This window comes from Scandinavium goeteborgense, assembly GCF_003935895.2.
GTDB lineage: Bacteria > Pseudomonadota > Gammaproteobacteria > Enterobacterales > Enterobacteriaceae > Scandinavium > Scandinavium goeteborgense.
On the sequence record NZ_CP054058.1, the window covers coordinates 2824796 to 2850534 of the forward strand.

General features: G+C 54.2%; 23 protein-coding genes, 2 tRNA genes and 2 pseudogenes. 9 read left to right on the forward strand and 18 right to left on the reverse strand.

All coding sequences use genetic code 11. From position 1 onward, the window contains the following. Positions 1-22 precede the first annotated feature (22 nt). Positions 23-961, reverse strand: coding sequence for a glyoxylate/hydroxypyruvate reductase GhrA (gene ghrA, locus A8O29_RS14515; RefSeq protein WP_125353761.1), 939 nt, complete (start codon positions 959-961; stop codon positions 23-25). Between the two features lie 268 nt (positions 962-1229). Between ghrA and A8O29_RS14520 the strand changes: the two genes are divergently transcribed. Both A8O29_RS14520 and A8O29_RS14525 read left to right on the forward strand, forming a co-directional pair. Next, a tRNA-Ser gene (locus A8O29_RS14520) sits at positions 1230-1317 on the forward strand. Between the two features lie 195 nt (positions 1318-1512). After that, a tRNA-Ser gene (locus tag A8O29_RS14525) sits at positions 1513-1600 on the forward strand. A gap of 179 nt (positions 1601-1779) precedes the next feature. On the opposite strand, the gene phoH is transcribed toward A8O29_RS14525, so the two are convergent. The 4 genes from phoH to efeU all read right to left on the reverse strand — a co-directional run bounded on the left by phoH (position 1780) and on the right by efeU (position 6417). Continuing rightward, positions 1780-2568 carry a phosphate starvation-inducible protein PhoH gene (phoH, locus tag A8O29_RS14530; protein ID WP_168713829.1) on the reverse strand — a complete coding sequence of 263 codons (789 nt, stop codon included), beginning with the start codon at positions 2566-2568 and terminating at the stop codon, positions 1780-1782. A 543-nt stretch (positions 2569-3111) separates the two neighbouring features. Next, positions 3112-4395: an iron uptake transporter deferrochelatase/peroxidase subunit gene (gene efeB, locus A8O29_RS14535; protein WP_125352569.1), complete on the reverse strand. Its 1284-nt coding sequence runs from the start codon at positions 4393-4395 to the stop codon at positions 3112-3114. Positions 4396-4401: 6 nt separating this feature from the next. Next, a complete protein-coding gene (efeO, locus tag A8O29_RS14540; RefSeq protein ID WP_125352572.1) occupies positions 4402-5529 on the reverse strand; it encodes an iron uptake system protein EfeO in 1128 nt (375 codons plus the stop codon). 57 nt (positions 5530-5586) lie between these two features. After that, on the reverse strand, positions 5587-6417 hold the full coding sequence (gene efeU / locus A8O29_RS14545; RefSeq protein WP_125352574.1) for an iron uptake transporter permease EfeU: 831 nt from the start codon (positions 6415-6417) through the stop codon (positions 5587-5589). A 251-nt stretch (positions 6418-6668) separates the two neighbouring features. Here efeU and A8O29_RS14550 point away from each other — a divergent pair, with 251 nt between their 5' ends. After that, complete coding sequence (locus A8O29_RS14550) at positions 6669-7853, forward strand: NupC/NupG family nucleoside CNT transporter (protein ID WP_125352575.1); 1185 nt, start codon at positions 6669-6671, stop codon at positions 7851-7853. Positions 7854-7933: 80 nt separating this feature from the next. On the opposite strand, the gene A8O29_RS14555 is transcribed toward A8O29_RS14550, so the two are convergent. The 4 genes and pseudogenes from A8O29_RS14555 to putP all read right to left on the reverse strand — a co-directional run bounded on the left by A8O29_RS14555 (position 7934) and on the right by putP (position 10967). Beyond that, a complete protein-coding gene (locus A8O29_RS14555; RefSeq protein WP_125352577.1) occupies positions 7934-8362 on the reverse strand; it encodes a DUF3574 domain-containing protein in 429 nt (142 codons plus the stop codon). A gap of 234 nt (positions 8363-8596) precedes the next feature. Beyond that, entirely contained in the window at positions 8597-8842 is a 246-nt protein-coding gene (locus A8O29_RS14560) for a hypothetical protein (RefSeq protein ID WP_125352579.1), read from the reverse strand. 70 nt (positions 8843-8912) lie between these two features. After that, positions 8913-9261: pseudogene (gene tssD, locus A8O29_RS14565) on the reverse strand (type VI secretion system tube protein TssD); the annotation flags it as partial. A gap of 197 nt (positions 9262-9458) precedes the next feature. Then, on the reverse strand, positions 9459-10967 hold the full coding sequence (putP, locus tag A8O29_RS14570; protein WP_125352581.1) for a sodium/proline symporter PutP: 1509 nt from the start codon (positions 10965-10967) through the stop codon (positions 9459-9461). A 396-nt stretch (positions 10968-11363) separates the two neighbouring features. Between putP and putA the strand changes: the two genes are divergently transcribed. After that, positions 11364-15326: a trifunctional transcriptional regulator/proline dehydrogenase/L-glutamate gamma-semialdehyde dehydrogenase gene (gene putA, locus A8O29_RS14575; RefSeq protein WP_125352583.1), complete on the forward strand. Its 3963-nt coding sequence runs from the start codon at positions 11364-11366 to the stop codon at positions 15324-15326. Positions 15327-15413: 87 nt separating this feature from the next. Then, complete coding sequence (locus A8O29_RS14580; protein ID WP_125352585.1) at positions 15414-15806, forward strand: lysozyme inhibitor LprI family protein; 393 nt, start codon at positions 15414-15416, stop codon at positions 15804-15806. On the opposite strand, the gene rutR is transcribed toward A8O29_RS14580, so the two are convergent. The 5 genes from rutR to A8O29_RS22795 form a co-directional block, all read right to left on the reverse strand. Beyond that, a complete protein-coding gene (rutR, locus tag A8O29_RS14585) occupies positions 15803-16441 on the reverse strand; it encodes an HTH-type transcriptional regulator RutR (protein ID WP_125352587.1) in 639 nt (212 codons plus the stop codon). The genes A8O29_RS14580 and rutR overlap by 4 nt on opposite strands. Before the next feature lie 10 nt (positions 16442-16451). Then, the gene (locus tag A8O29_RS14590) at positions 16452-17384 is read right to left on the reverse strand and encodes a DMT family transporter (protein WP_125352589.1); all 933 of its coding nucleotides are present in this window, start codon (positions 17382-17384) and stop codon (positions 16452-16454) included. A gap of 144 nt (positions 17385-17528) precedes the next feature. Next, positions 17529-17705, reverse strand: coding sequence for a con-10 family general stress protein (locus A8O29_RS14595; protein ID WP_015964929.1), 177 nt, complete (start codon positions 17703-17705; stop codon positions 17529-17531). A 329-nt stretch (positions 17706-18034) separates the two neighbouring features. Next, the gene (locus A8O29_RS14600) at positions 18035-18307 is read right to left on the reverse strand and encodes a hypothetical protein (protein WP_125352591.1); all 273 of its coding nucleotides are present in this window, start codon (positions 18305-18307) and stop codon (positions 18035-18037) included. A gap of 82 nt (positions 18308-18389) precedes the next feature. After that, on the reverse strand, positions 18390-20204 hold the full coding sequence (locus A8O29_RS22795; RefSeq protein WP_246316615.1) for a YadA-like family protein: 1815 nt from the start codon (positions 20202-20204) through the stop codon (positions 18390-18392). A 428-nt stretch (positions 20205-20632) separates the two neighbouring features. Here A8O29_RS22795 and wrbA point away from each other — a divergent pair, with 428 nt between their 5' ends. Together wrbA and A8O29_RS14615 are read left to right on the forward strand one after the other, a co-directional pair. Then, on the forward strand, positions 20633-21238 hold the full coding sequence (gene wrbA, locus A8O29_RS14610) for an NAD(P)H:quinone oxidoreductase (protein WP_125354744.1): 606 nt from the start codon (positions 20633-20635) through the stop codon (positions 21236-21238). A 21-nt stretch (positions 21239-21259) separates the two neighbouring features. Further along, positions 21260-21487, forward strand: a complete 228-nt coding sequence (locus tag A8O29_RS14615; RefSeq protein ID WP_125354743.1) for a YccJ family protein — start codon at positions 21260-21262, stop codon at positions 21485-21487. Positions 21488-21522: 35 nt separating this feature from the next. On the opposite strand, the gene agp is transcribed toward A8O29_RS14615, so the two are convergent. After that, positions 21523-22764 carry a bifunctional glucose-1-phosphatase/inositol phosphatase gene (agp, locus tag A8O29_RS14620; RefSeq protein WP_125354742.1) on the reverse strand — a complete coding sequence of 414 codons (1242 nt, stop codon included), beginning with the start codon at positions 22762-22764 and terminating at the stop codon, positions 21523-21525. 147 nt (positions 22765-22911) lie between these two features. Here agp and A8O29_RS14625 point away from each other — a divergent pair. Beyond that, a pseudogene (locus tag A8O29_RS14625) lies at positions 22912-23223 on the forward strand (winged helix-turn-helix transcriptional regulator); the annotation flags it as partial. A gap of 125 nt (positions 23224-23348) precedes the next feature. Then, positions 23349-24143: an SDR family NAD(P)-dependent oxidoreductase gene (locus A8O29_RS14630; protein ID WP_125354740.1), complete on the forward strand. Its 795-nt coding sequence runs from the start codon at positions 23349-23351 to the stop codon at positions 24141-24143. 42 nt (positions 24144-24185) lie between these two features. On the opposite strand, the gene A8O29_RS14635 is transcribed toward A8O29_RS14630, so the two are convergent. The 3 genes from A8O29_RS14635 to A8O29_RS14645 all read right to left on the reverse strand — a co-directional run bounded on the left by A8O29_RS14635 (position 24186) and on the right by A8O29_RS14645 (position 25627). Further along, positions 24186-24413: a hypothetical protein gene (locus tag A8O29_RS14635; RefSeq protein WP_125354739.1), complete on the reverse strand. Its 228-nt coding sequence runs from the start codon at positions 24411-24413 to the stop codon at positions 24186-24188. A 192-nt stretch (positions 24414-24605) separates the two neighbouring features. After that, positions 24606-25019, reverse strand: coding sequence for a hypothetical protein (locus A8O29_RS14640; RefSeq protein ID WP_110509848.1), 414 nt, complete (start codon positions 25017-25019; stop codon positions 24606-24608). A 140-nt stretch (positions 25020-25159) separates the two neighbouring features. Next, complete coding sequence (locus A8O29_RS14645; protein WP_125354738.1) at positions 25160-25627, reverse strand: nucleoside deaminase; 468 nt, start codon at positions 25625-25627, stop codon at positions 25160-25162. Positions 25628-25739: the final 112 nt, after the last annotated feature.

Here is a 25739-nt window from a genome sequence, read left to right on the forward strand (position 1 = left end):
ACCCGGCATAGCCGGGTTCAACTCAGTATCCGCGGGCCCTGTCGACCTGCCCGGTGACCGTCTCTCCGCGCTCCAGACCGGTGATGGTTTTACCGATGTAGGCAATGGCTTCCTGCGGTCGGGTCACTGCGGCGATGTGCGGGGTCATGGCCACGCGAGGATGGCGCCACAGCGGGCTTTCTACCGGCAAGGGTTCACGACTGAAGACGTCGAGCATCGCGCCCTTCACCTTGCCGTTTTCCAGCGCACGCAGCAGTTCGTCTTCATTGACGTGCACGCCGCGCGCGAGGTTCAGCAGATAGCTCTGATCCTGCAACTGGTTGAGCAGCGCATGATTAATGATGCCGACCGTTTCCGCCGTGTTCGGCAGCAGGTTAATCAGCACGCGCGTTTCGCGCAGGAACTCGCCCATTTCACTTTCACCCGCGAAGCTCTGCACATTCGGCCACTCTTTACGGCTGCGACTCCAGACACGCACCGGGAATCCCCAGGCCAGCAGGCTTTCCGCCACTTTACTGCCGAGTACGCCAGCGCCCATGATGCCAATGGTAAACTCGTCCCGGGTAAATTCTGGCAGCGGCTCCCAGCGCGTCTCCTGCTTGAGCGCCTGATAATCATCAAAGCGACGGAACCAGTGCAGCACCTGGCTGACGGCGTATTCCTGCATCTGCAGGCCCATGCCGGTATCTTCGAGGCGGAACAGTGGAATAGAAAGCGGGAGCATCTCCGGATGTTCTCTCAACTTACTGAGGATGGAATCGACGCCTGCGCCCAGCGCAAAGACGGCTTTCAGCTCGCGGCCTTGCAGCATTTCTACCGGCGGGTGCCACACCAGCGCGTAATCGGCGGGCTCATTGTCTCCGCTCTTCCACTCACGTACGCGTGCGCCCGGCAGCTGTTTTTCCAGCGCGGCGATCCACCATTGGGTATCGAAGGTGGGATGGTAAAAAATAATCTCCATACTGCTCTCCTTTATATAATGCGCCATTCTTATACAGGTCTGCGGCGCGTCGATTTCGTGTTGTTTTATATTGGTTTGTCAGCATAGCAAATTTTTGCGGGCTGTCGGCGGAAAGGCGAATGATGAGAAAAAAAGCGGATCGCGGTTAATCTGAAAGCAGGTTGGACGAAGTTTGTCTTATCGGACGTTTTTTTAAAAAAGTTGATTGACGTAAGTTACGCTTTTCCCTACATTAGCGCCCGTCCCAGCAGCGTTGGGACGACAATATGGTGAGGTGTCCGAGTGGCTGAAGGAGCACGCCTGGAAAGTGTGTATACGGCAACGTATCGAGGGTTCGAACCCCTCTCTCACCGCCATATTTTAAGAAGAGCTCGTACGAAAGTACGGGCTTTTTTTTCGTCTGTTGCCCGGTGGCGCGGCTTACCGGGTCGACAAGACGCTCAATGCTTAACCTGTCGGATTAAATTCAAGAAAATATCCTTGACCGTTTTCATCCAACTCCCTATAGTAGCGCCCCGTTGCCCCCGAGAGGAAAGGCAGCGAAACAATATGGTGAGGTGTCCGAGTGGCTGAAGGAGCACGCCTGGAAAGTGTGTATACGGCAACGTATCGAGGGTTCGAACCCCTCTCTCACCGCCATATTTTAAGAAGAGCTCGTACGAAAGTACGGGCTTTTTTTTCGTCTGTTGCCCGGTGGCGCTACGCTTACCGGGCCTACAAAACCATAGGCACGGCAAACGAAGTGCCGCCGGGCATGAATTTAGACCCTAAAACAGCAAAGCCCGCATTTCGCGGGCTTTATCTTCGGCAAATCAGACTCAGTTGTAGGCGTGTAATGTTCGTTGGCAGAGCGCGGACCGCACGCAGTCGTCTTTGTTAAAGCGAACGATACCGACCATATCGTCCTCTTCAAAACGTGCCAGCGCATCGCTTAAACCGGACACCACACCCCGCGGAAGGTCACACTGGGTGATGTCGCCGTTAACGATAACCGTCACGTTTTCCCCGAGGCGCGTCAGGAACATCTTCATTTGCGCCGCGGTCACGTTCTGGGCCTCGTCCAGAATAACAACCGCGTTTTCAAATGTACGTCCGCGCATATAGGCGAACGGCGCGATCTCTACCTTGCCAATTTCCGGGCGCAGGCAGTATTGCATGAAGGACGCCCCCAGCCTTCTGACCAAAACGTCATAGACCGGGCGGAAATATGGGGCGAACTTCTCGGAAATATCTCCGGGTAAGAAGCCAAGATCTTCATCGGCCTGCAGAACCGGACGGGTGACGATTATCCTGTCTACATCCTTATGAACCAGGGCCTCTGCCGCTTTGGCTGCGCTGATCCAGGTCTTCCCACACCCTGCCTCGCCGGTGGCGAAAATCAGCTGTTTACTCTCGATAGCATTCAGGTAGTGCGCCTGAGCTTCATTGCGAGCTTCAATTGGAGAATGATCACGGCTGTCTCTCGCCATGCCAATTGCTTCTACGCCACTCATCTGCACAAGCGAGGTGACCGATTCTTCTTCACGTTGCTTATGACTGCGTGAATCCCGTCTCAGCACACGTTTTGCTTCGCGACGAGCTTTGATCACTGCTTTTTGTCTTCCCATGGATAGCACCTTGAGTTGTTGGTCAACATTACACGTGCCCGTTTCGGCACGATTATGCGCACTAACGTCTGAGGTTTGGCTTCCTTTTAAGCCATTGCTTGCCGGTTGATCGGACGTGATGACGCGACTACGCGCATCACATCGGGTGATTCATGAGTTGTTGTCGAAGAGGGAAATTCAGTGGTGAAGAAATCGCTGCCGGAGGTGAGGCCTCCGCGCTGTTTGGTGCGGTTAATTTTACCTTTATGTCCAGAACAGGACCCTACCATTCGCGATCTCCTAAGTGGCTACTTTCACTCACTGCCGGGAACTACCGCTGTTGTAATAAGTACATCATGAATTAGCATAAATGCAACATATTTTTTACTTCAGAGCAACCATACAACGTTCTGCCCGAACATCATCATCATCTGACAAAAATATTACAGAAATATATCAATGACCTGCCAATACAAAAAAATGATGATTTGGGAAAGCGAGAATACAGGAAGGGATAAAATTGTTAGCAGAGTAACCATCCTGCCCTCACGGGCAGGACAATCATCAGGCTTCCAGCAACGATTGTGCGAGGTAGCCCGTTCGTTCTTTTACGCCAGGCAGGACGAAGAAATACCCGCCGCCGATAGGCTTGATGTACTCTTCCAGCGCTTCGCCATTGAGCCGCTTCTGCACGGTCAGGAACCCTTTCTCCAGGTCGTGCTGATAGCAAACGAACAGCAGGCCCATCTCCAGCTGGCCGGAGTGGGTCACGCCGAGTGAGTAGCTGTAACCACGACGCATCATCAGGTTGGATTCGGTTTCCGGCGTACGCGGGTTGGCCAGACGAATATGGCTGTCGAGCGCAATAACATCGCCGTCAGGGTCTTTCGCGTAATCCGGCACATCGTGCTCGTGCTGCATCCCCAACGGCGCGCCGGAATGCTTATCACGCCCAAAAATGGTCTGCTGCTCTTTCAGCGGCGTACGGTCCCAGAACTCAACATGGAAGGCGATGACCCGCACCGCCTGATAGGAGCCGCCGGTTGCCCACGCGGGTTCGCCCTGCCCGTCAGTGACCCACACGATGTTATCCATCAGCGTCGCGTCGTGGCTATCCGGGTTGGCGGTACCATCCTTAAAGCCCAGCAGGTTCACTGGTGTCTCTTTGCCTTTACTGCGCGCGGCGTGGTCAGAGATAAACCCTTCCCGCTTCCAGCGCACGCTCAGCAAATCCGGTGAATGCTTGATGATGTCCCGCAGGGCGTGAATAACCGTGTCCTGGGTGTTGGCGCAGATTTGCAGCAGCAGGTCGCCGTGGCACAGGGCCGCATCCAGCGAATCGTTCGGGAAACGCGTCATGCGCTGCAGTTTTTTCGGCGCGTGTGCCGCCAGCCCGTAGCGCTCGTCAAACAGCGATTGGCCAACGGAAACGGTGATAGTCAGGTTATCTGGTGCGATATAGGCCCCGAGTATCCCGGAATCCATTGGCGGTAACCGCGGGTTCGGCGTATCGGGCGCGGGCCCGCCGGTAGTGAGGAAGGTTATCCGGTCGGTCAGCAGTTTGAACAGGCGCGTCAGGTCCGCTTTATCGCTCGCCAGCACGTCAAACGCCACCAGCATCATCGATGCCTGCTGAGGGGTCAGGACGCCCGCCTGATGCAATCCGTGGAACGGCTGGGTTTCCATGCGTGCATCCGGAGACAACGTCCCCGGCGCACTTTGCGGTTTTGCCGCATGGGCGACCGGGCAACCCCCGGTCAGCGCCAGCGCGCCTCCCAGCGCGCCGATATTTTTCAATAAGCGACGACGTGACGGCTCGGTCACGTCGTGCGATTTGCTCTGTGCCATAACGCTTTAGTCCAGTCCGAGGATCCCACGCAGCTGCGCTAAATCTTCTGCCAGCGTCGTTACCGGCCCTTTCAGCGCATTGCGGTCAGCGTCAGTCAACTTATCGTAAGTCTCGTAGCCGTCTTTGGTTTTGTACTTCGCCAGTATGGTGTCAACTTTCTTGAAGTTGGCATCCACTTTGGCCAGCAGCGCGCTGTTTTCTTTCTGCAACTGAGGACGCAGCAGATCGACAATTTTCTGGGCGCCATCGACGTTCGCCTGGAAATCCCACAGGTCGGTATGGCTGTAACGGTCTTCTTCACCGCTGATTTTGCTGGCCGCGACTTCTTCAATCAGACCGGCAGCACCGCCCACCACTTTTGACGGCGGGAAGGCCAGTTCGCTGATGCGTTTCTGCAGTTCCTGCACGTCGCTATTCAGCTGAGTCGCGTAGTGCTCCATGCCTTTGGTGGAGTTGTCAGCAAACAGCGCTTTTTCCAGACGGTGGAAACCGGTGAATTTAGGATCTTCCGCTTTCTTCTCGTAGTCGTCTTCACGGGCATCGATGCTGCCGTCAAGGTCAGAGAACAGTTCTGCAATCGGTTCGATACGCTCGTAGTACTGACGCGTCGGGGCGTACAGCGCTTTGGCTTTCTCGACATCGCCCGCTTTCACCGCGTCGGTAAAGGCCTGAGTCCCTTTCACCAGCTCGGCGGTTTGCGCCATCACGTAGGTTTTATAGTCAGCAATCGCATCGCCCAGGCTCAGCACGGCGTTGGCTTTCGCCGCATCCGCAGTGGCTTCACCTTTGACAATCAGCGTGCCTTTCGGGTTGGTCAGCAGGCCACAGGTCATTTGATAACGGCCCGGCTGCAGGTTGGCGGTCATTTTCTGGGTGAAGCCCGGCGCAATGTTTTCACGCTCTTCAATCACCATCACCCCTTTGAGGATTTCCCACTCCAGCGCTTTCTGGCTGTGGTTCTGAATGATGAACTGAGTTTTGCCAGAGTTTACGGTGATGTTCATCGGCTCACACTGTTTGTCGGTGACCGTGACCTTTACCTGCGGAATATCGGCGGCCTGCGCAGCGAACGCAGAAGAGAACAGCGCAGCGATGCCCAGCTGCAGCGCACTACGGCGGAAATTAATCGTCATGACCCATCCCTTTCAATAAGTATGTTGTAACTAATAGTCAATCATTACTGTCGCTGATTACGCCGTACGAGAAGGACTCGTTGAGGCCCGTGGCGGCATGGAAAACAGCACCAGCGCCGGGATCAGATAGATAAAGTACACCGCCACTTCGCTGACGCTTGGCGCTTCCTGATAGCCGAAAATACCTTCCAGCAGGGTGCCAAACAGCGTGTGGGTAGAAAGCGTGTTGCTGAAATTAAACGCCACGTTCTGGAAGTGATTCCACAGCCCTGCTTCATGGAAGGCGCGGATCGCACCGGCGGCAAGCCCTGCGGCCACCAGCAATATAAACAGGCTGGTCCACTTGAAGAACGCGCCGAGATTAAGGCGAATGCCGCCCCAGTAAATCAGGAACCCAAGCACCACTGCGGTCGCCAGACCGAGCATGGCGCCAAGCGGCGGCCAAATGCCGAGATCTTGCTGGAACGCGGCCAGCAGGAAGAACACCGATTCCAGCCCTTCACGCGCCACGGCGAAAAAGACCATCAGGATCAGCGCCCAACCGTGGTTATTGCCCTTTTGCAGCGCGTTATCCACCGCCTCTTCCAGCTGTTTCTTCACGTTGCGCGACACTTTGCGCATCCAGAACACCATCCAGGTCAGGATGAACACCGCGATAACCGCCACGATGCCTTCAAACATTTCCTGCTCTTTCTGCGGAAATTCACCGGTGGTTTCGTTAATGAAAATGCCCAGCCCCAGGCACAGCGCGGCGGCGAGAAACACGCCAATCCACATGACGCCAATCCAGCGTCCTCGCTGCGTGCGTTTCAGATAGCTGGCAATCAGGCTGACAATCAGCGCCGCTTCCAGCCCTTCGCGTAACATAATGAGAAATGGAACAAACATGCCTGAAACCCTTCAGTGTGAACCGCAGTCAATCGATGCAAAGTTTCGTAAATATGATTGATAGTGATTATCATTACGCCACAAAGAAACACAAGTGAAATGTTCGGATAATGATGTCAGGTTGTAAAAGATTGCGAGCGTCATCGTTATCGTGCGAAGCAATTTGTCTAAGCTTATTAACAGGTAATCGTTTACGCTGCCGCTGCGCTGTGGCTAAATATGCCTCCCGTTGACCTGTAAACAAAAATGAAATGACCAATATTCTTCACTTCTTGCTGGCGCTGGTGGTTATCCTTGCCCTTGCCTGGCTGGTCAGTTTTGACCGCAAAACCATCCGTATTCGTTATATTGCGCAGCTCATTATTATTGAAATTGCGCTGGCGTTCTTTTTCCTGCACGCCGAAAGCGGTTTAGTGCTGATTAAATCGGTTTCGGGCGTATTTGAATCGCTGCTGAAATTCTCCGCAGAGGGCAGCAATTTTGTCTTCGGTGGCATGAGCGATAAAGGCCTGGCGTTTATCTTCTTAGGCGTGCTGTGTCCGATTATCTTTATTTCCGCGCTGATCGGCATTCTGCAACACTGGCGTATTCTGCCGATTTTCATTCGCGTGATAGGCACCCTGCTGTCGAAAGTGAATGGCATGGGCAAGCTGGAATCGTTTAACGCCGTGAGTTCAATCATCCTTGGACAGTCGGAAAACTTCATTGCTTACAAAGGCGTGCTGTCCGACCTCTCCTCTCGTCGCCTGTTCACCATGGCCGCCACGGCGATGTCGACGGTGTCGCTGTCGATTGTTGGCGCCTACATGACCATGCTCGATGCGAAATATGTAGTCGCGGCGCTGATCCTGAATATGTTCAGCACCTTTATTATTCTGTCGGTGATTAACCCGACGCGACCGGATGCCGAAGCGGAGATTAAGCTCGAAAAGTTGCACGAATCGCAGAGTTTCTTTGAGATGCTCGGGGAATATATTCTCGCTGGTTTTAAAGTGGCGATGATTATTCTGGCGATGCTGATAGGTTTTATTGCGTTGATTAGCGCGGTGAACGCCCTGTTCTCGACGGTGTTTGGTCTGAGCTTCCAGCAGATCCTCGGTTACGTTTTCTATCCGCTGGCGTGGCTAATTGGTATTCCGCTGAGCGATGCGCTGAACGCGGGCAGCATCATGGCGACTAAACTGGTGGCGAATGAGTTTGTCGCGATGATTGAGCTGCAAAAAATTGCCGCACAGATGACGCCGCGCGGGCTTGGCATTCTGTCGGTGTTCCTGGTGTCGTTCGCGAACTTTGCCTCTATCGGCATCGTGGCGGGGGCGATTAAAGGTCTGAACGAGAAACAAGGCAATGCGGTTTCACGCTTTGGTCTGCGTCTGGTGTACGGCGCGACGCTGGTGAGTTTGCTGTCAGCGAGTTTTGCCGGGTTGTTCCTGTAAGCGTGTAAACGCCCGGCGGCGCTGCGCTTGCACGGGCCTACAAAATCAAACGGCGGGTTATTCATCCCGCCGTTTTTTTATCAGAACTGGACGCAGACCGGGTTATCAACCCGCATCACCGATTCCTGCGCGAAGCGTGATTTATACACGTTACGCAGCGCTTCAATGTTGCTTTCGCTCTGCGCATCTTTGCCGTGGATAAGCATCAACGCTTTGCTCTGTTCACGCGCCACTTTACCGTCATTGCCGAGCCACTGCCCACGCGCATCAAACACCGTCAGGCCGTCTTTAAAACGTGGCGTCACGTCTTTATCCACAAACTGCTGCCACTCCTGGGACGTAATGTCTTTTCCGGCCGGACGACTCAGGCCGAAATAAAGCGTAGTTTGCTGCATCTGGTTATCCGCTTTGCAGCTTTGCGTGTCTGTGACGGATTTTTGCGAGGGTGCCGTGCAACCGCTCAGGGCGATTGCCAAAGCGATGGCGGCATAACCCATTTTGATTTTCATTGTTTGCTATCCTCATTTCATTATTTTTTTTGCTGGAAGATATCAGCGCATTTTCAGGCGATTAGCAAGCAAAAAGCCCGCTTAAAGCGGGCTTGTGAACAACTCAGAGCGCCATCACGCTAATATGTTCCCTGAACTTCGTCACAGGTAACAAACGACGTAAGGCGGGAAGCAGATTGGTGTGGTGTAAACGTGCTGGCGGCAAGTAATGTCCGCTGCCGTTTGTCCATTCTTTCATGGTGCCACGAAACTCTTATTGCTTCCTGTGGCACCAAACGCTTCTACCCCGCAATAGACTTTGTAGGGTTCACTGGCGAGGAGCACAAAAAGGAAGTAACCGTCCAGCATGGGCTTCTTGCCCGGTTTACCCGGTGACAGGCAGTAACGATTGGCAAAATCGCCAAGCTTTTGCAGTTCGAAGATATGCTCATCGGGTGCGGCGGCTTGTGCCGCAGTCAACGTCACAGGGAGTGGCGTCATTCCCCGCCTTTCGCGCAAAACCTCATCCAGGGTTTTCATTTATGTCGTCTCGAAGAGTTTAAGGTAGGAATTATCTTTCCCGCCAGCTATCGGAATGCTGAATATTACCATCGACATATTTCCTGGTAATTTTCTCATAACGTAACTCAATAGATTCCAGGTGGTTCGACCTCAAATAGGCGGGATCTTTAACGTTGTACATAACCGGTGAAACAGAAACAACGCGGACATTTTCCAGCAGCATATTGAAGTATTCAACTTCCTGTCCCGCATCGTTAATGTTGTACCACTTGATTTCAGCCGATCTCAGTGTCGTGCCGTTAGTGACGGCCTTGTAGAGATGCGGGGGAGGAGCGGTCAAACTCCTTTTCAATGTTGAGGGCGCCATTGACACGCGTACCGGTCAGTTTGCCGGTATTGCCATACAACAACATCCTTATTTAGATTGAATAGCTAAAAAATGAACGGATTGTCGATAAATGGATTTCAATGCCCGCTGATATTAATAAAAGAACTCGTCACCCTCAATGTGAATTAACTTAATTGGAAATTAACCAAATAATAAAAAAGGCCAGCTTTACGCTGACCTTTCCGGATAATAAGCCGGTGACTTATATCAATCGACCTGCAGTTTTGACGGCGGCGCAGAGTGATAATGCGCGTCCGCTTCGGCGAAGCGTTTCTGCATTGAGGCAGACGGGGCTTTGCCCAGCAGGCTGAAGACCACAATCCCGAGGCTGCCAAAGATGAAGCCAGGGATGATTTCATACAGACCCAGCCAGCCAAACTGTTTCCAGACGATTACCGTGACCGCACCGATGACCATTCCGGCCAGGGCGCCGTTACGGGTCATGCGGGACCACAGCACCGAGAACAGCACTACCGGACCAAACGCCGCACCGAAGCCGGCCCAGGCGTAACTCACCAATCCGAGCACACGGTTTTCAGGGTTGGCGGCCAACGCAATCGCCACCAGCGCCACGGCCAGAACCATAAAGCGCCCAACCCACACCAGCTCTTTCTGGCTCGCACCTTTACGCAGGAACGCTTTGTACAAATCTTCGGTAATCGCGCTGGAACACACCAGCAGCTGGCAGCTCAGGGTCGACATTACCGCCGCCAGAATCGCCGACAGCAGAATACCGGCCACCCACGGGTTGAACAGGATTTGCGCCAGTTCGATGAACACGCGCTCGGCGTTCTGGTTTACCGCACCCGCCAGGTCAGCGTGGGTATTGAAGAAGGCGATACCAAAGAAGCCGACGCCCACCGCGCCCAGCAGGCACAGGATCATCCACGTCATGCTGATGCGACGCGCATGCACGATGCTGTGGTGGGAGTCCGCCGCCATGAAGCGTGCCAGGATGTGCGGCTGACCAAAGTAGCCCAGGCCCCAACCCAGCAGGGAAATGATGGCCACGAAATTCAGCCCTTTGAGCATATCGATGTTTTCGATGCTCTTTTGCTTGATCACTTCCAGCGAGTCGCCGAAACCTCCGACGGTGATAATCACAATCACCGGGGTCAGGATCAGCGCGAAAATCATCAGGCTCGCCTGCACGGTGTCGGTCCAGCTCACGGCCAAGAAGCCGCCGATGAAGGTGTACAGAATAGTCGCCGCCGCACCCATCCACAGCGCAGTTTCATAGCTCATGCCGAAGGTGCTTTCGAACAGACGCGCCCCCGCCACAATGCCGGACGCGCAGTAGATGGTGAAGAACAGCAGAATGACCAGCGCAGAGATAATTCGCAGCAAGCGGCTTGTATCTTCAAAACGCCCGGTGAAATAGTCCGGCAGCGTCAGGGCGTTATTGTTCACTTCGGTGTGAACACGCAGGCGTCCAGCTACCAGTTTCCAGTTAATCCATGCGCCAAGGCACAGACCAATGGCAATCCAGCTTTCAGAGATACCGGAAATGAAAATGGCGCCCGGTAGGCCCATCAACAGCCAGCCGCTCATGTCGGATGCGCCCGCAGATAATGCGGTGACGAATGGGCCCAGGCTACGGCCGCCCAGAATATAATCATCAAAGTTTTTGGTGTTACGCCAGGCGATAAACCCAATCAGGATCATGCCAAATATATAAATTAGAAACGTCACCACCATCGGTGTGCTAGTAGCCATCGAAATTCTCCAGAATAACTCTTTTTATCCCTATTACCGGAACGAAGTAATGGGTTCTTTGTTACGGGCGGAGCGTATCCTGCCGTATGCTGAATTTATTCACAAACGATTTAACACTGCATTTACAGATAAAACATCCCATCAACAGGATCAATTTCCTATAGGTTGCACTCGCTCACGCTTTTCACGGTTGCACCGCGCAAAAGTGTTAAGCACCGCATAAAACCTGGCTCTTTCCCATCCAGTCCATGCTTTTTTCAGTGTTAAAAAGATTTAACAGGTCATTGCTTTTCCTGATTGCTGGCGAAGTCACACTTAACACGGTTGCACAAAGTTGCAACATGATGGATATTTCTGTGCAACTAGAGCAGTACTTAATATTGAGGGAGTTTTTTTATGGCCAGCACCACCATGGGCGTAAAACTGGATGACGCCACGCGCGAGCGAATTAAAAGCGCGGCAACACGCATTGACCGCACCCCGCACTGGCTGATCAAACAGGCCATTTTTAATTATCTGGAAAAACTGGAAAACGACGAAGCGTTACCGGAATTGCCTGCCCTGCTGTCGGGCGCGGCGAATGAAAGCGACGAAGGCGTGGTGCAGATCGAAGAGTCTCCGCAGCCGTTCCTCGATTTTGCCGAGCAGATCCTGCCGCAGTCGGTGACTCGTTCAGCCATTACCGCCGCCTGGCGTCGGGCAGAAACCGACGCGGTACCTATGCTGCTGGAGCAGGCCCGTCTGCCGCACAGCATCGCTGAACAGGCGCATTCCCTCGCTTACCAGTTGGCCGAAAAACTGCGTAACCAGAAAACCGCCAGCGGCCGGGCCGGAATGGTGCAGAGCCTGTTGCAGGAATTCTCGCTCTCTTCTCAGGAAGGCGTGGCGCTGATGTGTCTGGCGGAAGCACTGCTGCGTATTCCTGATAAAGCCACCCGCGATGCGCTGATCCGCGACAAAATTAGCAACGGCAACTGGCATTCTCACATTGGCCGTAGCCCGTCGCTGTTCGTCAACGCCGCCACCTGGGGCCTGCTGTTCACCGGTAAGCTGGTATCGACGCACAACGAAGCCAGCCTGTCGCGCTCGCTGAACCGCATTATCGGTAAGAGCGGCGAGCCGCTGATCCGCAAAGGCGTGGATATGGCAATGCGCCTGATGGGCGAGCAGTTCGTCACCGGAGAAACCATTTCTGAAGCGCTGGCCAACGCCCGCAAGCTGGAAGACAAAGGCTTCCGCTACTCCTACGATATGCTCGGCGAAGCGGCCCTGACCGCCGCCGATGCGCAGGCGTACATGGTCTCCTACCAGCAGGCAATTCATTCAATTGGTAAAGCCTCCAACGGCCGCGGCATTTATGAAGGCCCGGGCATCTCGATTAAGCTGTCGGCGCTGCACCCCCGCTACAGCCGTGCGCAGTTCGATCGTGTGATGGACGAGCTGTATCCGCGCCTGAAATCCCTGACTCTGCTGGCCCGCCAGTATGATATCGGCATAAACATTGACGCCGAAGAAGCCGACCGCCTGGAGATCTCCCTCGATCTGCTGGAAAAACTCTGTTTTGAACCGGAGCTGGCGGGCTGGAACGGCATCGGTTTTGTCATTCAGGCTTATCAGAAACGCTGCCCGGCGGTGATTGACTATCTGACCGATCTCGCCACCCGCAGCCGTCGTCGCCTGATGATCCGTCTGGTGAAAGGCGCGTACTGGGACAGCGAAATTAAACGTGCGCAGATGGACGGCCTCGAAGGGTATCCGGTGTATACCCGCAAGGTGTATACCGACGTGTCCTACCTCGCCTGCGCCAAAAAACTGCTGGCGGTGCCGAACCTGATTTATCCGCAGTTCGCCACCCACAACGCCCATACCCTTGCGGCGATTTATCAACTGGCGGGTCAGAACTACTATCCGGGCCAGTACGAATTCCAGTGCCTGCACGGGATGGGCGAACCGCTGTACGAACAGGTGGTGGGTAAAGTGGCCGACGGGAAACTGAACCGTCCGTGCCGCATTTATGCCCCGGTGGGCACGCACGAAACGCTGCTGGCGTATCTGGTGCGTCGTCTGCTGGAAAACGGCGCGAACACCTCTTTCGTGAACCGTATCGCCGATACCACCCTGCCGCTGGATGAACTGGTCGCTGACCCGGTTTCCGCCGTCGAGAAACTGGCCCAGCAGGAAGGCCAGGCCGGTCTGCCGCATCCGAAGATCCCGCTGCCGCGCGAGCTGTACGGCGCAGGCCGCGATAACTCCGCCGGGCTGGATCTGGCCAACGAACATCGTCTGGCGTCCCTCTCTTCTTCCCTGCTCAACAGCGCGCTGCAAAAATGGCGTGCCCTGCCGATGCTGGAACAGGCGGTTGACGACGGCGATATGCAGCCGGTTATTAACCCGGCGGAGCCGAAAGATATCGTCGGCTACGTGCGTGATGCGTCCGAGCGCGAAGTGGAACAGGCCCTGACTAACGCGGTGAACAACGCGCCTATCTGGTTCGCCACGCCGCCGCACGAACGCGCCGCCATTCTTGAACGCGCCGCCGTATTAATGGAAGGCCAGATGCAACAGCTGATGGGCATCCTGGTGCGCGAAGCGGGTAAAACCTTCAGCAACGCCATCGCCGAAGTGCGTGAAGCGGTGGATTTCCTGCATTACTACGCCGGACAGGTGCGGGACGATTTCGCCAACGAAACCCATCGCCCGCTGGGCCCTGTGGTCTGTATCAGCCCGTGGAACTTCCCGCTGGCCATATTCACCGGACAAATTGCCGCGGCGCTCGCCGCCGGAAACAGCGTGCTGGCGAAACCTGCCGAGCAGACGCCGCTGATTGCCGCGCAGGGCATCAATATTCTGCTGGAAGCCGGTGTACCGCCGGGCGTGGTGCAGCTGCTGCCGGGTCGCGGTGAAACCGTCGGCGCACAGCTCACATCCGACAACCGCGTACGCGGGGTGATGTTTACGGGTTCCACCGAAGTGGCGACGCTGTTGCAGCGTAATATCGCCAGCCGCCTCGATCCGCAGGGTCGTCCGACGCCGCTTATCGCCGAAACTGGCGGGATGAACGCGATGATCGTCGATTCCTCCGCGTTAACCGAGCAAGTAGTGATTGACGTGCTGGCCTCCGCGTTCGACAGCGCCGGGCAACGCTGCTCTGCCCTGCGCGTGCTGTGTTTGCAGGACGATATTGCCGACCACACCCTGACGATGCTGAAAGGCGCGATGGCGGAATGCCGAATGGGCAACCCAGGCCGCATGACGACGGATATTGGCCCGGTGATTGATGCCGAAGCTAAAGGCAATATCGAGCGCCACATTCAGACTCTTCGCAGCAAAGGCCGCCCGGTGTTCCAGGCCGCGCGTGATAACAGTGAAGACCGTCGCGAATGGGCCACCGGCACCTTCGTGCCGCCAACGCTGATTGAGCTGGAAAGCTTCGATGAGCTGCAAAAAGAAGTGTTCGGCCCGGTGCTGCACGTGGTGCGTTACAACCGCAATAACCTGAATGCGCTGGTCGATCAGATTAATGCCTCCGGCTACGGTTTAACCCTCGGCGTGCATACCCGCATCGACGAAACCATCGCCCAGGTGACCGGCAGCGCCAACGTCGGCAACCTGTACGTGAACCGTAATATGGTGGGCGCGGTCGTCGGCGTGCAGCCGTTCGGCGGCGAAGGCTTGTCCGGTACCGGTCCGAAAGCCGGTGGGCCGATGTACCTCTATCGCCTGCTCTCCAGCCGCCCGGAAGACGCGCTGTTAACCACTCTGAACCGGCAGGATGCTGAGCGTCCGGTGGATGCTCAGCTGAAATCCCTGCTGGAACAGCCGCTGGTAGCCTTACGTGAATGGGCCAACGGTCGTCCAGAATTGAGCACGCTTTGCCATCGTTACGGTGAACTGGCCCAGGCCGGGACCCAACGTTTATTGCCTGGCCCGACCGGGGAGCGCAATACCTGGACGCTGATGCCGCGTGAACGCGTGCTGTGCCTTGCGGATAACGAGGAAGACGCGCTGGTGCAACTCGCCGCCGTTACCGCCGTCGGCAGTGAAATCCTGTGGCCGGATGAAAGCCTGCATCGCGAACTGGCAAAACAGTTGCCGAAAGCGGTCAACGATCGCATTCGCTTCGCCAAACGCGAGCAGATTGTGAGCGAGGAGTTTGACGCGGTGATTTATCACGGTGATTCAGACCAGCTGCGTGACCTCTGCCAGCAAGTGGCGGCGCGCGACGGGGCGATTATCTCGGTGCAGGGCTTTGCCCGCGGGGAAACCAATCTGCTGCTGGAACGCCTGTACGTTGAACGCTCGCTGAGCGTTAACACCGCGGCGGCAGGCGGTAACGCCAGCCTGATGACAATCGGCTAAGCTTGTGATTAATTAGTGGCCTGGCACCCCATCACCCTGTAGGCCCGGTAAGCGACAACGCCACCGGGCTTTTTTGGAGATCACACCATGAAACTGATGTTTATCGCCGCTGCCGCCCTACTAATCAGCACTTCCGTTCTGGCGGATGACTGTGAATCCGCCACCTCTCAGGCCGGGCTTAACGAGTGCGCTGGCAATGAATATAAAAAGCAGGATGATTTACTCAATCAGACCTATAAAGAGGCGATGAAACTCGCCACCGATACCCAGAAAACCCAACTCATTGCGGCGCAAAAAGCGTGGATTGCCTTTCGTGATGCCGACTGCGCGTTTTTAACCTCCGGCGCTGACGGGGCTTCCGTCGCGCCGATGGTTCATGCCCAGTGCATGACGCAAAAAACCTACGAACGCACCGAGCTACTGAAAAGCACGCTCAGCTGTGAAGAAGGCGATGTGAGCTGCGTCTTCCCGCCGCATTAACGCAGGCGGATCCCTTCAATAATCATGCGCTGCACGTTCTCCACAGTTTGCTGGAAGAACGCCTCATCACGCAGCGTTTTGCCGGTGACCGCCTCCACCTGCGTGGAAAAATCCGCGTAGTGCTGGGTGGCGGCCCAAATCATAAAGATCAGATGATTAGGGTCAATCGGGGCCAGTTTGCCCTCGCTGACCCAGGCAGAAATAATCGCCGATTTTTCATCGACCAGTGATTTCAAATCCCCGGTTAATTCCGCCATCAGCAGCGGTGCGCCCTGCAACATCTCAAGGCAAAACAGACGCGAGGCTTCCGGGTAGTCCCGCGAAACTTCAAGCTTGAGGCGGATATACTCGCCAATCGCCACCAGCGGCGTGAACTCTTCCCGAAACGCTCGCAGCGGCGCCAGCCAGATATCGAGGATATTGCGCATCACCGCCACGTACAGCGCTTCTTTCGACGGGTAGTAATAAAGCAGATTGGTTTTCGACACCCCCGCCTGTTCCGCGACTTGTTCGAGACGTGTCCCGTGAATGCCGAACTGCGAAAAGGTGTTCAGCGCCGCCGTCAGAATGGCCTCTTTTTTAGCGTTTACCGCCAGACTGCGTTTCCCGGTTTTTTTTACGGCTGCCTGAGTCATAGCGCTCTCCTTATTCCTGCGCGGTGTATTTGTTTTCTGCGTCTTGCGCCACCTGCGCTAACGCCTTTTTCTTTTTGAATTTCAGTTCGCTGACCAGCACGCCCGCGATGATAAACGCCGCGCCAAGCAGCGCCAGCACCGGTAAGCGTTCACCCGCCATGCGACCAAAGATGCCCGCCCACACCGGCTCACCGGTATAAATCACCGTCGCGCGCGTCGGGGAAACGCTGCGCTGCGCCCAGTTCATCACCACCTGAATAATGGCGCTGAAAATCCCTAAGCCCAGAGCGACCACCAGCAGGCCCGGCGAAAAGGACGGAACGGATTCCCCGGCGGGGATCATCATGGTAAATGCGACCAGCGACGCGGTGGCCAGTTGCACAACGGTGACCCGGCGCACATCTACCTTCCCGGCCCAGGCGCTGATCAGAATAATTTCTGCGGCAATCGCCAGCGCGCCCGCGAGCGTGATGATTTCCCCGGCACCGAGCGCCAGCAAGTTTCCGTCCGGCCCGGCGAGTAAAACCAGGCCGATGAACGCCAGCAGAATCCCGACGCAGGACATCAGCCCCGGCATACGGCCGAGACACAGCCATTGGAGGAGCGGCACCAGCGGCACGTACATCGCGGTAATAAAGGCAGATTTACTGCTGGAAATAGACTGTAAGCCCCAGGTTTGCAGGCTGTAGCCGAATGCGATGGCGATTCCAATCATCACGCCCGCTTTCAATTCAAGCCGCGTTAGCCCACGCAGGGAGCGCAGCGATAGCAGACCCACAGCGATAGCCGCGGTGGCGAAGCGCAGTCCGACAAAAAAGAACGGGTCGCTCAGGGTGACGGCGTATTGAACCGCCAGAAATGTGCCACCCCAGAACATGGTGATGACAATCAGGAGCGCTTCCTGAGGCTTTACCGAGAATTGATAGCGAGAAAGAAAGGACATAGTACCGCCGGGATAACATTCAGCCCAACAGTGTGCAGATTACCGCGGACTGCTGCAACCAGCAGGCATAAAAAAACCGCCGGGAAAGCCCGGCGGCGGGGATTTGATGGGGCTCAGGTCGCCACATCGTACGGCGTCAGTCCACTAGCTATTACGATTGCTGCCGTGGCTGTTTTTACCCCCTTTCTTGCCAGCTTCAGAGGCGCGCTGAGGGTCGTTTTTGAAGTTACCCCCGCTGTGCTGGCCACCTTTACGACCTGCTTCTGATGCTCTATCACGGTCTTCGGCGAAATTACCCGAACCGCCACGATGGTTTGCCATTACGGACCTCCAATCAATTGTTCAGACATCATATTGCATTACGTGATGTGGAATATTCCACTGCGCGGAGACCGGCCAGAGGCCTGTTTATCGCCGCGTGGAACTAAGCTTAGTGGAAGCCTCTCATTCCTCCAGTAAACGGTAATATCTTGCAACATGCGCTCAGCGGAAAGTATGAGTTTGCCGCTCCGCGTCGCATAAGCGACTCTTATGGCTTATGAAAAATTCGCACAGGAAAGTGTGTCATTTTGCTACAGGACAATTGCTGCTTACCGTTACGCTCAACTGACTGAATTAACAATTGTTTTCCCCAATGAGTGGGCACAACGTCAGCCGTGTAAATTGCCGACGTAAACGCCTTGCTTCATCAGCGCCACTTTTCCTGTTGTATAAACAATCACCTGGTATAAACCGGAGCTGTAAACGGTGGCGTTGGACGTTTTCTCATCCAGCGCACATGGCTTGTCATCCAGGTAGGCGAAATAGCCATTATCTATGCGGAAACTGACCCCATAACCTTCATAACTGTGCGCCATCTGTGTTGCCGCCTGGCAGAACAGCGAGGTTCCAGCCAGCAGGAGACCTAACACGACAGACTTCATGCTCATCATCATTCACTCTTTTTATTTCCGTTCAGGACGGAGTTTTATTTTTGTGGGGCTGATTAGCCCCGCTAGAAATGGATCACCAGCCGATGGAAACGCCTGCGCCATAGCCGACATTTTGTTGGGTGTCGTCTGACACAGAGGCTTTAACAATGACGCTTTGCGATACGCGCGCCGACATCCCTACTGCGACGGCATTTTCACCTTCGTAGCCGCCCACGCCCGCGCCGACGGAGAAGGTTTGCCCCTGAATGACCTGAGGAATATTCGCCTGAGCCATCGCACCGGACGCCCCTGCCGCCGCATCGTGTTTATTGCTGTCGACTTCAGACTTCAGGCTGCTGAAGTTATTATTCAACTTGTTAATTTGCGAGGTATTACTCGACACCTGCGTTTGCGTGGCGTGGACGTCCGAATGAACGGTTTGGATGTTATTTCCATTGGTATCGATATCGCGGCGGTTTTCAGCAATTGCCGTTTGGTTATTGCCGATGAATTTTTCATCCTGCTTTATGGCATCGCTATTTTTTACGATCGCATTCTGATTTTGCGCGATATCTTTATGGTTGCGGTCAATCTCATGACTGTTATCAGCGATGTGGCTGCTGTTGTCTGCCACCGCTTCGCGCGTACGCTGGATTTGGTCATGAGTCTGCTTAAGACCTTCCTTGTTCTTTTCGATATCGTGTTCGTCCTGAACAATCGCATCGCTATTTGCGGTGACCACTTCGCGGGTCTTATCAATCGCAGCGTAGTTTTGTGCAATACCGTTCTGGTTTTTCGCAATGTCTTTTTCGTCGTGAGCGATCGCGTCGCTGTTCGTATTGACTACTTCACGGGTGCGGCGAATAGCTTCGTTGTTCTGCTTAACATCATTATGGTTCTGGGTAATGCCTGCAGCGTTCTGCGCAATATCGTTACTGCTTTCTGCAACCGTGTCACTGGTCTGCTTTATGGCTTGCTGATTCTGCGCAACGGCATCTTCAGTTTTCACAATATCGTGGTGGTTTTCCGCAATATCATTATGGTTCCGGGTAATGCCTGCCGCGTTCTGCGCAATATCGTTACTGTTTTCTGCAACCGTGTTGCTGGTCTGCTTTATGGCTTGCTGATTCTGCGCAACAGCATCTTCAGTTTTCACAATATCGTGGTGGTTTTCCGCGATATCGTTATGGTTCTGAGTAATGCCTTCGGCATTGAGCGCAATACCGTGACTGTTTTCTGCAACCGTGTCACCGGTCTGTTTGATGGCTTGCTGGTTCTGCGCAACGGCATCTTCAGTTTTCACAATATCGTGGTGGTTTTCCGCAATATCATTATGGTTCCGGGTAATGCCTGCCGCGTTCTGCGCAATATCGTTACTGTTTTCTGCAACCGTGTCACTGGTCTGCTTTATGGCTTGCTGATTCTGCGCAACGGCATCTTCCGTTTTCGCGATATCGTGGTGGTTTTCCGCAATATCGTTATGGTTCTGGGTAATGCCTGCCGCGTTCTGTGCAATATCTTGGTTATCCTGATCAAGCGTCGTTTTTAACGGCGCGATCAGGTTATCCGTGTAGCTATGGGTATCAGGATCGGGGGCTGGACCTGAAGGAGTTATTGACGATTCAAGATTGACCATTGGCACGCTATTGTTTGTGCTGAGCGGGATCTGATCTAAGGTCAAATAACCATTAGTCGCGGGGTTCCATGGCTTATTGCCCGACAGATAAGTATTGGCTTCTTGAAGCGTATTCTTTCTCATAACTTCGTTGTAAACATCTGGGGCGATTTTTTGAATTTCTGGATGCAACGTAAAATAAGCATTGGCCGCATTCAGATCGGCCCCCGTCAACGCATAGGCGGAAGGAACAATGGCAGTGAAAAGCAGACAAGCAGGCACTAAAAATTTCATTAAATTACCATCAGATCATTATTTAAAGGTCGAGGGAATATCAGTACAAATGTCCTGAGCTGAAACCTGGATTGACACCTTACAAACAAAAATTCCTTTTTCCCTGGTGATGGCCAGTTAAGCGGAAGTGATTTTAGAGGTACGGGAAAGTGTAAAATTTGATTTAAGATAATTTTTCAAAATGTTTCACATGAGAAAAATTTGAGTTGTGAATAATTAAGACCAGTAACTGTTGATGATTGTTACAGCACGAATAGCTTAGACAGCAGGAGTTGTAGTAAAGATGTGAAACAGGGTTTCATTTGAAAAAAACGCCACCGCCTCGCTTTTCCCGCTTAAATCCCGACCGAGAGTTGACCAGACCCGGTATGTGACCAACACTTTCAAGAGTATCTTCCTTATACAGTGTCATTACGGAGAATAAGGCTATGAGTGGAAACGCAAAAATTCTGGTTCTTTTTTATTCCATGTATGGACACATCGAAACAATGGCGCAGTCCATTGCGGATGGTGCGAACCAGGTAGATGGCGTTGATGTGACGGTAAAACGCGTGCCTGAAACGATGTCGGCGGAGGTGTTCGCCAAGTCGGGCGGCAAGACGCATACCGCCCCGGTTGCCACCCCGCAGGAACTGGCGGATTACGATGCCATCATCTTCGGGACGCCAACCCGCTTCGGCAATATGGCCGGGCAAATGCGCACCTTCCTCGATCAAACCGGCGGCCTGTGGGCATCCGGTGCACTGTTCGGCAAACTCGCCAGCGTATTTAGTTCCACCGGCACTGGCGGCGGTCAGGAACAAACCATTACGTCGACATGGACGACCCTCGCCCACCACGGCATGGTCATTGTGCCGATCGGCTACGGCGCGCAGGAATTATTCGATGTCTCTCAGGTACGCGGCGGCACGCCGTATGGCGCGACCACCATTGCAGGAGGTGATGGTTCGCGTCAGCCCAGCCAGGAAGAACTGGCGATTGCCCGCTATCAGGGTCAACACGTTGCCAATCTGGCGCAAAAACTGAAAAGCTAAACTTCTGTCAGGAGGAATACTATGCCAACACAGGAATCAAAAGCGCATCACGTCGGTGAATGGGCGAGCTTGCGAAACACCTCACCGGAAATCGCCGAGGCCATTTTCGAACTGGTGAAGTACGACGAAAAACTGGCTGAAAAAGTCTGGGAAGAAGGCAGCGATGAAGTGCTGGCGCTGGCCTTTAAGAAAACTGATAAAGACTCGCTGTTCTGGGGCGAACAAACCATCGAACGTAAAAATGTCTGATACAGACTCCCCCGCCAGGCGGGGGAGAATCCTTTTTACTTCGCCGCGTTATTCAGCACTTCATTAAACTTATCTACTGGGCAATATCCGTCCGCATCGACCGGACAACCTTTCAGCTCCAGCGTGACGCGTTGCGGCGGCGCTTGCAGCGTCAGCACATCTGCATTACGCAGCTGCTCTGTGCTCTGATACAGGTATTCGATTTTCATCAGCTCGCGGTTTCCGGCCGCATCGCGCCAGCGTTCAAACACAATTTTGCCGCCGATTGGCGTGCGTTCGTACTGATCGTGGAGCGTATACGGTTTGAAATCGAGCGCCTTCAGCAGCGATGCGATATTCGAGTCATGTCCCACCAGCAGCGTCACTTTCGGGCCTTTTCCGGCGTCGGTGACCAGCGTTTTATCGATGTATTTCACCAGCGGTGCCGCCACGTTACGGGCCACTTCCGGTGAAGTAAACAGGCTGTCCTGGTAGCCATTTTTCAGTTCTGACAGCACGCGCCACTGTTTGTCAGTTTTGATTTGCCCCCACGCGACCTGATCGGCTGGGAAACCTTCGTAATACTGGAGGGTGAAGGCATCAACCAGCGAGTTGCCCACTTTTAACGGCCCATCGACACCCGGCTCTTTTTCATACGGCGCGCTGAAGGTGTCTTTGGCCTCGCTCAGGGAGCACACTTTCTTCTCTTTGCAGGCCGGGGAGTTTTGGTAATCAACGAGGGTTTCCAGCAGTTTATAGCTTTCGCCCAGATGCATTTTCTGACGCTCGTCGCTCATTGCCTTCACCGCCTGCTGGCTGAAAGCAGCGGAAGAATCGGTGATCACCGGGTTAAACGTCGGGTCCATGGTGCCCATTTTGTCCTGATGATGGACTGGCACATCACAGCCAGGAAACGCGCCGGTGATGAAGAACTGTGCGGTGGCGACGGTGCGTTGCAGACTGTTGGCATAGGCATAAACCGCATCTGCCGGCGGGCATTCGCCCGTGGTCACCATCCCTTTTTCGGCCAACCATTCACGCATGTAATGGCCCATATACACTTCGAGCACACCGCCTTTCGTGGTGAGCTGTCCGCCCGGGACATCCCACTCCGGCCATTTGTTTGGCGTGGATTGTTCAAGAACGCTGCCATTATTGGCGAGCGGCGCACGCAGGTTGTGCCGGCTCATGATCAACACCTGCTGGAGCTGATACCCCTCTGGCGTGGTTTCTGCCTGGGCCGCAAAGCCCGCCATCATTGAGCCGATAATCGCCACGGCCAGTACGCTTTTTCTCATCCCGCTGTCCTCATGCGTGTATGTATTCGCTTAAGTGTGACAGATTGGTGACAATTTACCGGGAAGCGAGCCGCAAACTGGCGATTTTCTCTTCTCTTGTGGCTTATTGGTTTTATAATAAAACTAACTACCCTATCTGGAGTTCACGTGAAACGTACCCGCCTGGAAGAAAACTGTTGCCCCGTCGCCCGCTCGCTGGACATTATCGGCGACTGGTGGTCGTTGCTTATCGTTCGTGATGCCTTTCACGGCAAGCGCCGCTTTGGTGAGTTTCAGCGCAGCTTGGGGATCGCCAAGAACATGCTCACCGGCCGCCTGAAGTTATTGGTGGAAGAAGGCATTCTCGAATTACAGCCTGCCTCAGACGGTAGTGCCTGGCAGGAATATGTGCTGTCGGACAAAGGCCGGGCGCTCCAGCCCGTGCTGGATTCATTAGCCGAATGGGGTAATGCCTGGCTGCCGGTCAAACACGAGTTTCCTCAAAACTAAAATAATCCTCGCCCATTGGTTGCATAATAAAACCATTTAAGCCATGCTCAATTTGGTTTTATGTTGCAACCAAATTATGACACTGAGGAACTTCCATGAACGCACAACGCCCTGTCGCCGTCGTTACCGGCGCCTCTTCCGGGATCGGCGCCATTTATGCCGATCGTCTTGCCGCTCGCGGTTACGATTTACTGCTGATCGCCCGTCGGGAAGATCGACTCCAGTCACTCGCCCTGCGTCTGCAACAGCAGTACGCCATTGACGTCTCGACCTTAAAAGCCGATCTCAGCCATAACGACGGGATCCGCGAAGTGGAACAACGCCTGCGCAGCGATGACCGCATTGCGCTACTGGTGAATAATGCCGGATCGGCCCGGATGGGCGGGTTTCTGTCGGTTGATGTCGACGAGCATGAAACCATCCACACGCTGAATACCACGGCGTTGATGCGTCTGAGCTACGCGGCGCTGGCTCGTTTTTCTGCGCAAAACAGCGGCACGTTGATCAACATCGCGTCGGTCCTCGCTTTCCACGCCCTCGGTAGCAGCGCCGTTTACAGCGCGACCAAAGCCTGGGTGGTCAACTTCACGCGAGGATTACAAGAAGAGTTTGCCGACAGTAACCTGCGCATTCAGGCGGTATTGCCTGCAGCCACGGCCACGGAAATCTGGGATCTGTCAGGTGTTGCGCCCGCTACGTTAGCGGAAGGTTCGGTGATGAGTGCGGAGGATTTGGTCGATGCGGCGCTTGCCGGGCTGGATAACGCCGAACAAGTCACGCTCCCACCGGTGCATGATCTCGCCCTGTGGGACACTTACGAACAGGCACGTCTGGCGCTGTTCGCCACCTCCAGAACCGGCGTGCCTGCCCCGCGCTATCAGAAGCGGTGACTGAAAACAGGGTGGTCTTCGCGCCACCCTGCGGCCAGGGCGTTATTCCGCAACGGGCAAGGCGGTCAGCGTGCAAATAGCCGTATGTTTCCCACCGCGTCGGTCGGTAATCGTCACCGTATCACCGGCTTTTTTACCTTCACACGGTTTTACCATCGTGTCGGTAAAATGCTGACGCATCTGTTGTTGACTGGTTGGCGCGGCTTGCGCGGCCCCCGCTGTCATCGCACCCGCCAGCACCAGTAACGTTAGGGCAATTGTCGATTTCATCTTTCTCTCCGGACTAGGCTCATTCTGACGCACCTTAACATTCTGCTTTGCGGCTTACTGTAAATTCCATTTGCCGATTGTTACCTGGCCTGTGCTGCATTTCAAAAAGCTGAGTCCGATAAAACTGAGTAATCCAAAAAGCAAAAGCCCGCGATAATCGCGGGCTTTATTATTTATAACGGTTAAACCGTATTATTCAGAGACGCTTTTCTTCACGTCCTGGGCACCGGCTTTGGTTTTATCCCATGCCTTAGAGCTGCCTTCTTTGGTGGCATCCCAGGCTTTCTGGCTACCTTCTTTGGTGCCGTTCCAGGCTTTTTCAGAGCCCTGCTTGGTTTTATCCCAGGCCTTCTCGCTGCCTTCTTTGGTATTATTCCAGGCCTTCTGGCTGTCTTGCTTCATCTTATCAGTGGTTGAGCCGTCGCTTTTCGCTTTGCTCATTTGTTCCTGAGTACGATGTTCGGTCTGATGCAGTTTTTCTTTAGCTGTGTCGGCGCCAGCGTGGGCGGCCTGAACGGTCTCATCTGTTGCATGCTGCATTTCGCCCTGGGCCATTGCACCGGTAGCGACAAACAGAAGGGACAAAGCGATTGCTGTCTTTTTCATTTTAACTATTCCTTTTATCAGAGTCCGGCTATTACTCTATTTTTCAGGAACGATAACGACAAGGCGATAAATCCTAATTGGATCAATGGGGTGATTGCACAATAATTATCCGCGTTGCTATCGCCCTGTCAGTTTTTAATTTATTTCACGTTAAGCTGCTGCCAGCGTTTATACACGTTGATGGCTTCCGGATCGGCCTGATGTACCATCGGCAAACGCCGCTGCTCAATCGGCTTGGCAAATTCGCCGTAGAAGGTTTCCAGCTCAAAATATTTGCGATCGTCGCGGTAATACGGAACGTACTCTTCGCGGGTGGTGATGTAAATCACGCGGTTTGGGCTGCAGTAATACAACGCGCCGAGGCACATGGGGCACGGGCTCGCCAGAATATAGATATCACAGTCGCTAAGATTTTCGGTTCCCAGCTTGCGACACGCTTCACGCACCGCAAGAATTTCTGCATGCGCCGTCGGGTCATTGGTCTGGGCAACCTGATTCGGGCTTTCTGCAATGATTTCATCCCCGCGAACAACCACCGTGGCAAACGGTCTGCCGCCCTCTTCCACGTTGTTCATTGCCAGCTGAATAGTGCGTTTTACGAAATCCATCAGGTACTCCTTTGTTTGTGTAATTCCCCGCGCGCCGTCCGTTTCAACGGCATTCACGCGGTAAGCGATACAAAAAGGGTAGATGACGGAATTGATAAGATAAAAGTCTCAA

Coding starts and splice junctions, on each gene's coding strand:
- ghrA (WP_125353761.1), bottom strand. CDS start 961: ATGGAGATTATTTTTTACCATCCCACCTTCGATACCCAATGGTGGATC.
- phoH (WP_168713829.1), bottom strand. CDS start 2,568: ATGGGAAGACAAAAAGCAGTGATCAAAGCTCGTCGCGAAGCAAAACGT.
- efeB (WP_125352569.1), bottom strand. CDS start 4,395: ATGGCACAGAGCAAATCGCACGACGTGACCGAGCCGTCACGTCGTCGC.
- efeO (WP_125352572.1), bottom strand. CDS start 5,529: ATGACGATTAATTTCCGCCGTAGTGCGCTGCAGCTGGGCATCGCTGCG.
- efeU (WP_125352574.1), bottom strand. CDS start 6,417: ATGTTTGTTCCATTTCTCATTATGTTACGCGAAGGGCTGGAAGCGGCG.
- A8O29_RS14550 (WP_125352575.1), top strand. CDS start 6,669: ATGACCAATATTCTTCACTTCTTGCTGGCGCTGGTGGTTATCCTTGCC.
- A8O29_RS14555 (WP_125352577.1), bottom strand. CDS start 8,362: ATGAAAATCAAAATGGGTTATGCCGCCATCGCTTTGGCAATCGCCCTG.
- A8O29_RS14560 (WP_125352579.1), bottom strand. CDS start 8,842: ATGACGCCACTCCCTGTGACGTTGACTGCGGCACAAGCCGCCGCACCC.
- putP (WP_125352581.1), bottom strand. CDS start 10,967: ATGGCTACTAGCACACCGATGGTGGTGACGTTTCTAATTTATATATTT.
- putA (WP_125352583.1), top strand. CDS start 11,364: ATGGCCAGCACCACCATGGGCGTAAAACTGGATGACGCCACGCGCGAG.
- A8O29_RS14580 (WP_125352585.1), top strand. CDS start 15,414: ATGAAACTGATGTTTATCGCCGCTGCCGCCCTACTAATCAGCACTTCC.
- rutR (WP_125352587.1), bottom strand. CDS start 16,441: ATGACTCAGGCAGCCGTAAAAAAAACCGGGAAACGCAGTCTGGCGGTA.
- A8O29_RS14590 (WP_125352589.1), bottom strand. CDS start 17,384: ATGTCCTTTCTTTCTCGCTATCAATTCTCGGTAAAGCCTCAGGAAGCG.
- A8O29_RS14595 (WP_015964929.1), bottom strand. CDS start 17,705: ATGGCAAACCATCGTGGCGGTTCGGGTAATTTCGCCGAAGACCGTGAT.
- A8O29_RS14600 (WP_125352591.1), bottom strand. CDS start 18,307: ATGAAGTCTGTCGTGTTAGGTCTCCTGCTGGCTGGAACCTCGCTGTTC.
- A8O29_RS22795 (WP_246316615.1), bottom strand. CDS start 20,204: ATGAAATTTTTAGTGCCTGCTTGTCTGCTTTTCACTGCCATTGTTCCT.
- wrbA (WP_125354744.1), top strand. CDS start 20,633: ATGAGTGGAAACGCAAAAATTCTGGTTCTTTTTTATTCCATGTATGGA.
- A8O29_RS14615 (WP_125354743.1), top strand. CDS start 21,260: ATGCCAACACAGGAATCAAAAGCGCATCACGTCGGTGAATGGGCGAGC.
- agp (WP_125354742.1), bottom strand. CDS start 22,764: ATGAGAAAAAGCGTACTGGCCGTGGCGATTATCGGCTCAATGATGGCG.
- A8O29_RS14630 (WP_125354740.1), top strand. CDS start 23,349: ATGAACGCACAACGCCCTGTCGCCGTCGTTACCGGCGCCTCTTCCGGG.
- A8O29_RS14635 (WP_125354739.1), bottom strand. CDS start 24,413: ATGAAATCGACAATTGCCCTAACGTTACTGGTGCTGGCGGGTGCGATG.
- A8O29_RS14640 (WP_110509848.1), bottom strand. CDS start 25,019: ATGAAAAAGACAGCAATCGCTTTGTCCCTTCTGTTTGTCGCTACCGGT.
- A8O29_RS14645 (WP_125354738.1), bottom strand. CDS start 25,627: ATGGATTTCGTAAAACGCACTATTCAGCTGGCAATGAACAACGTGGAA.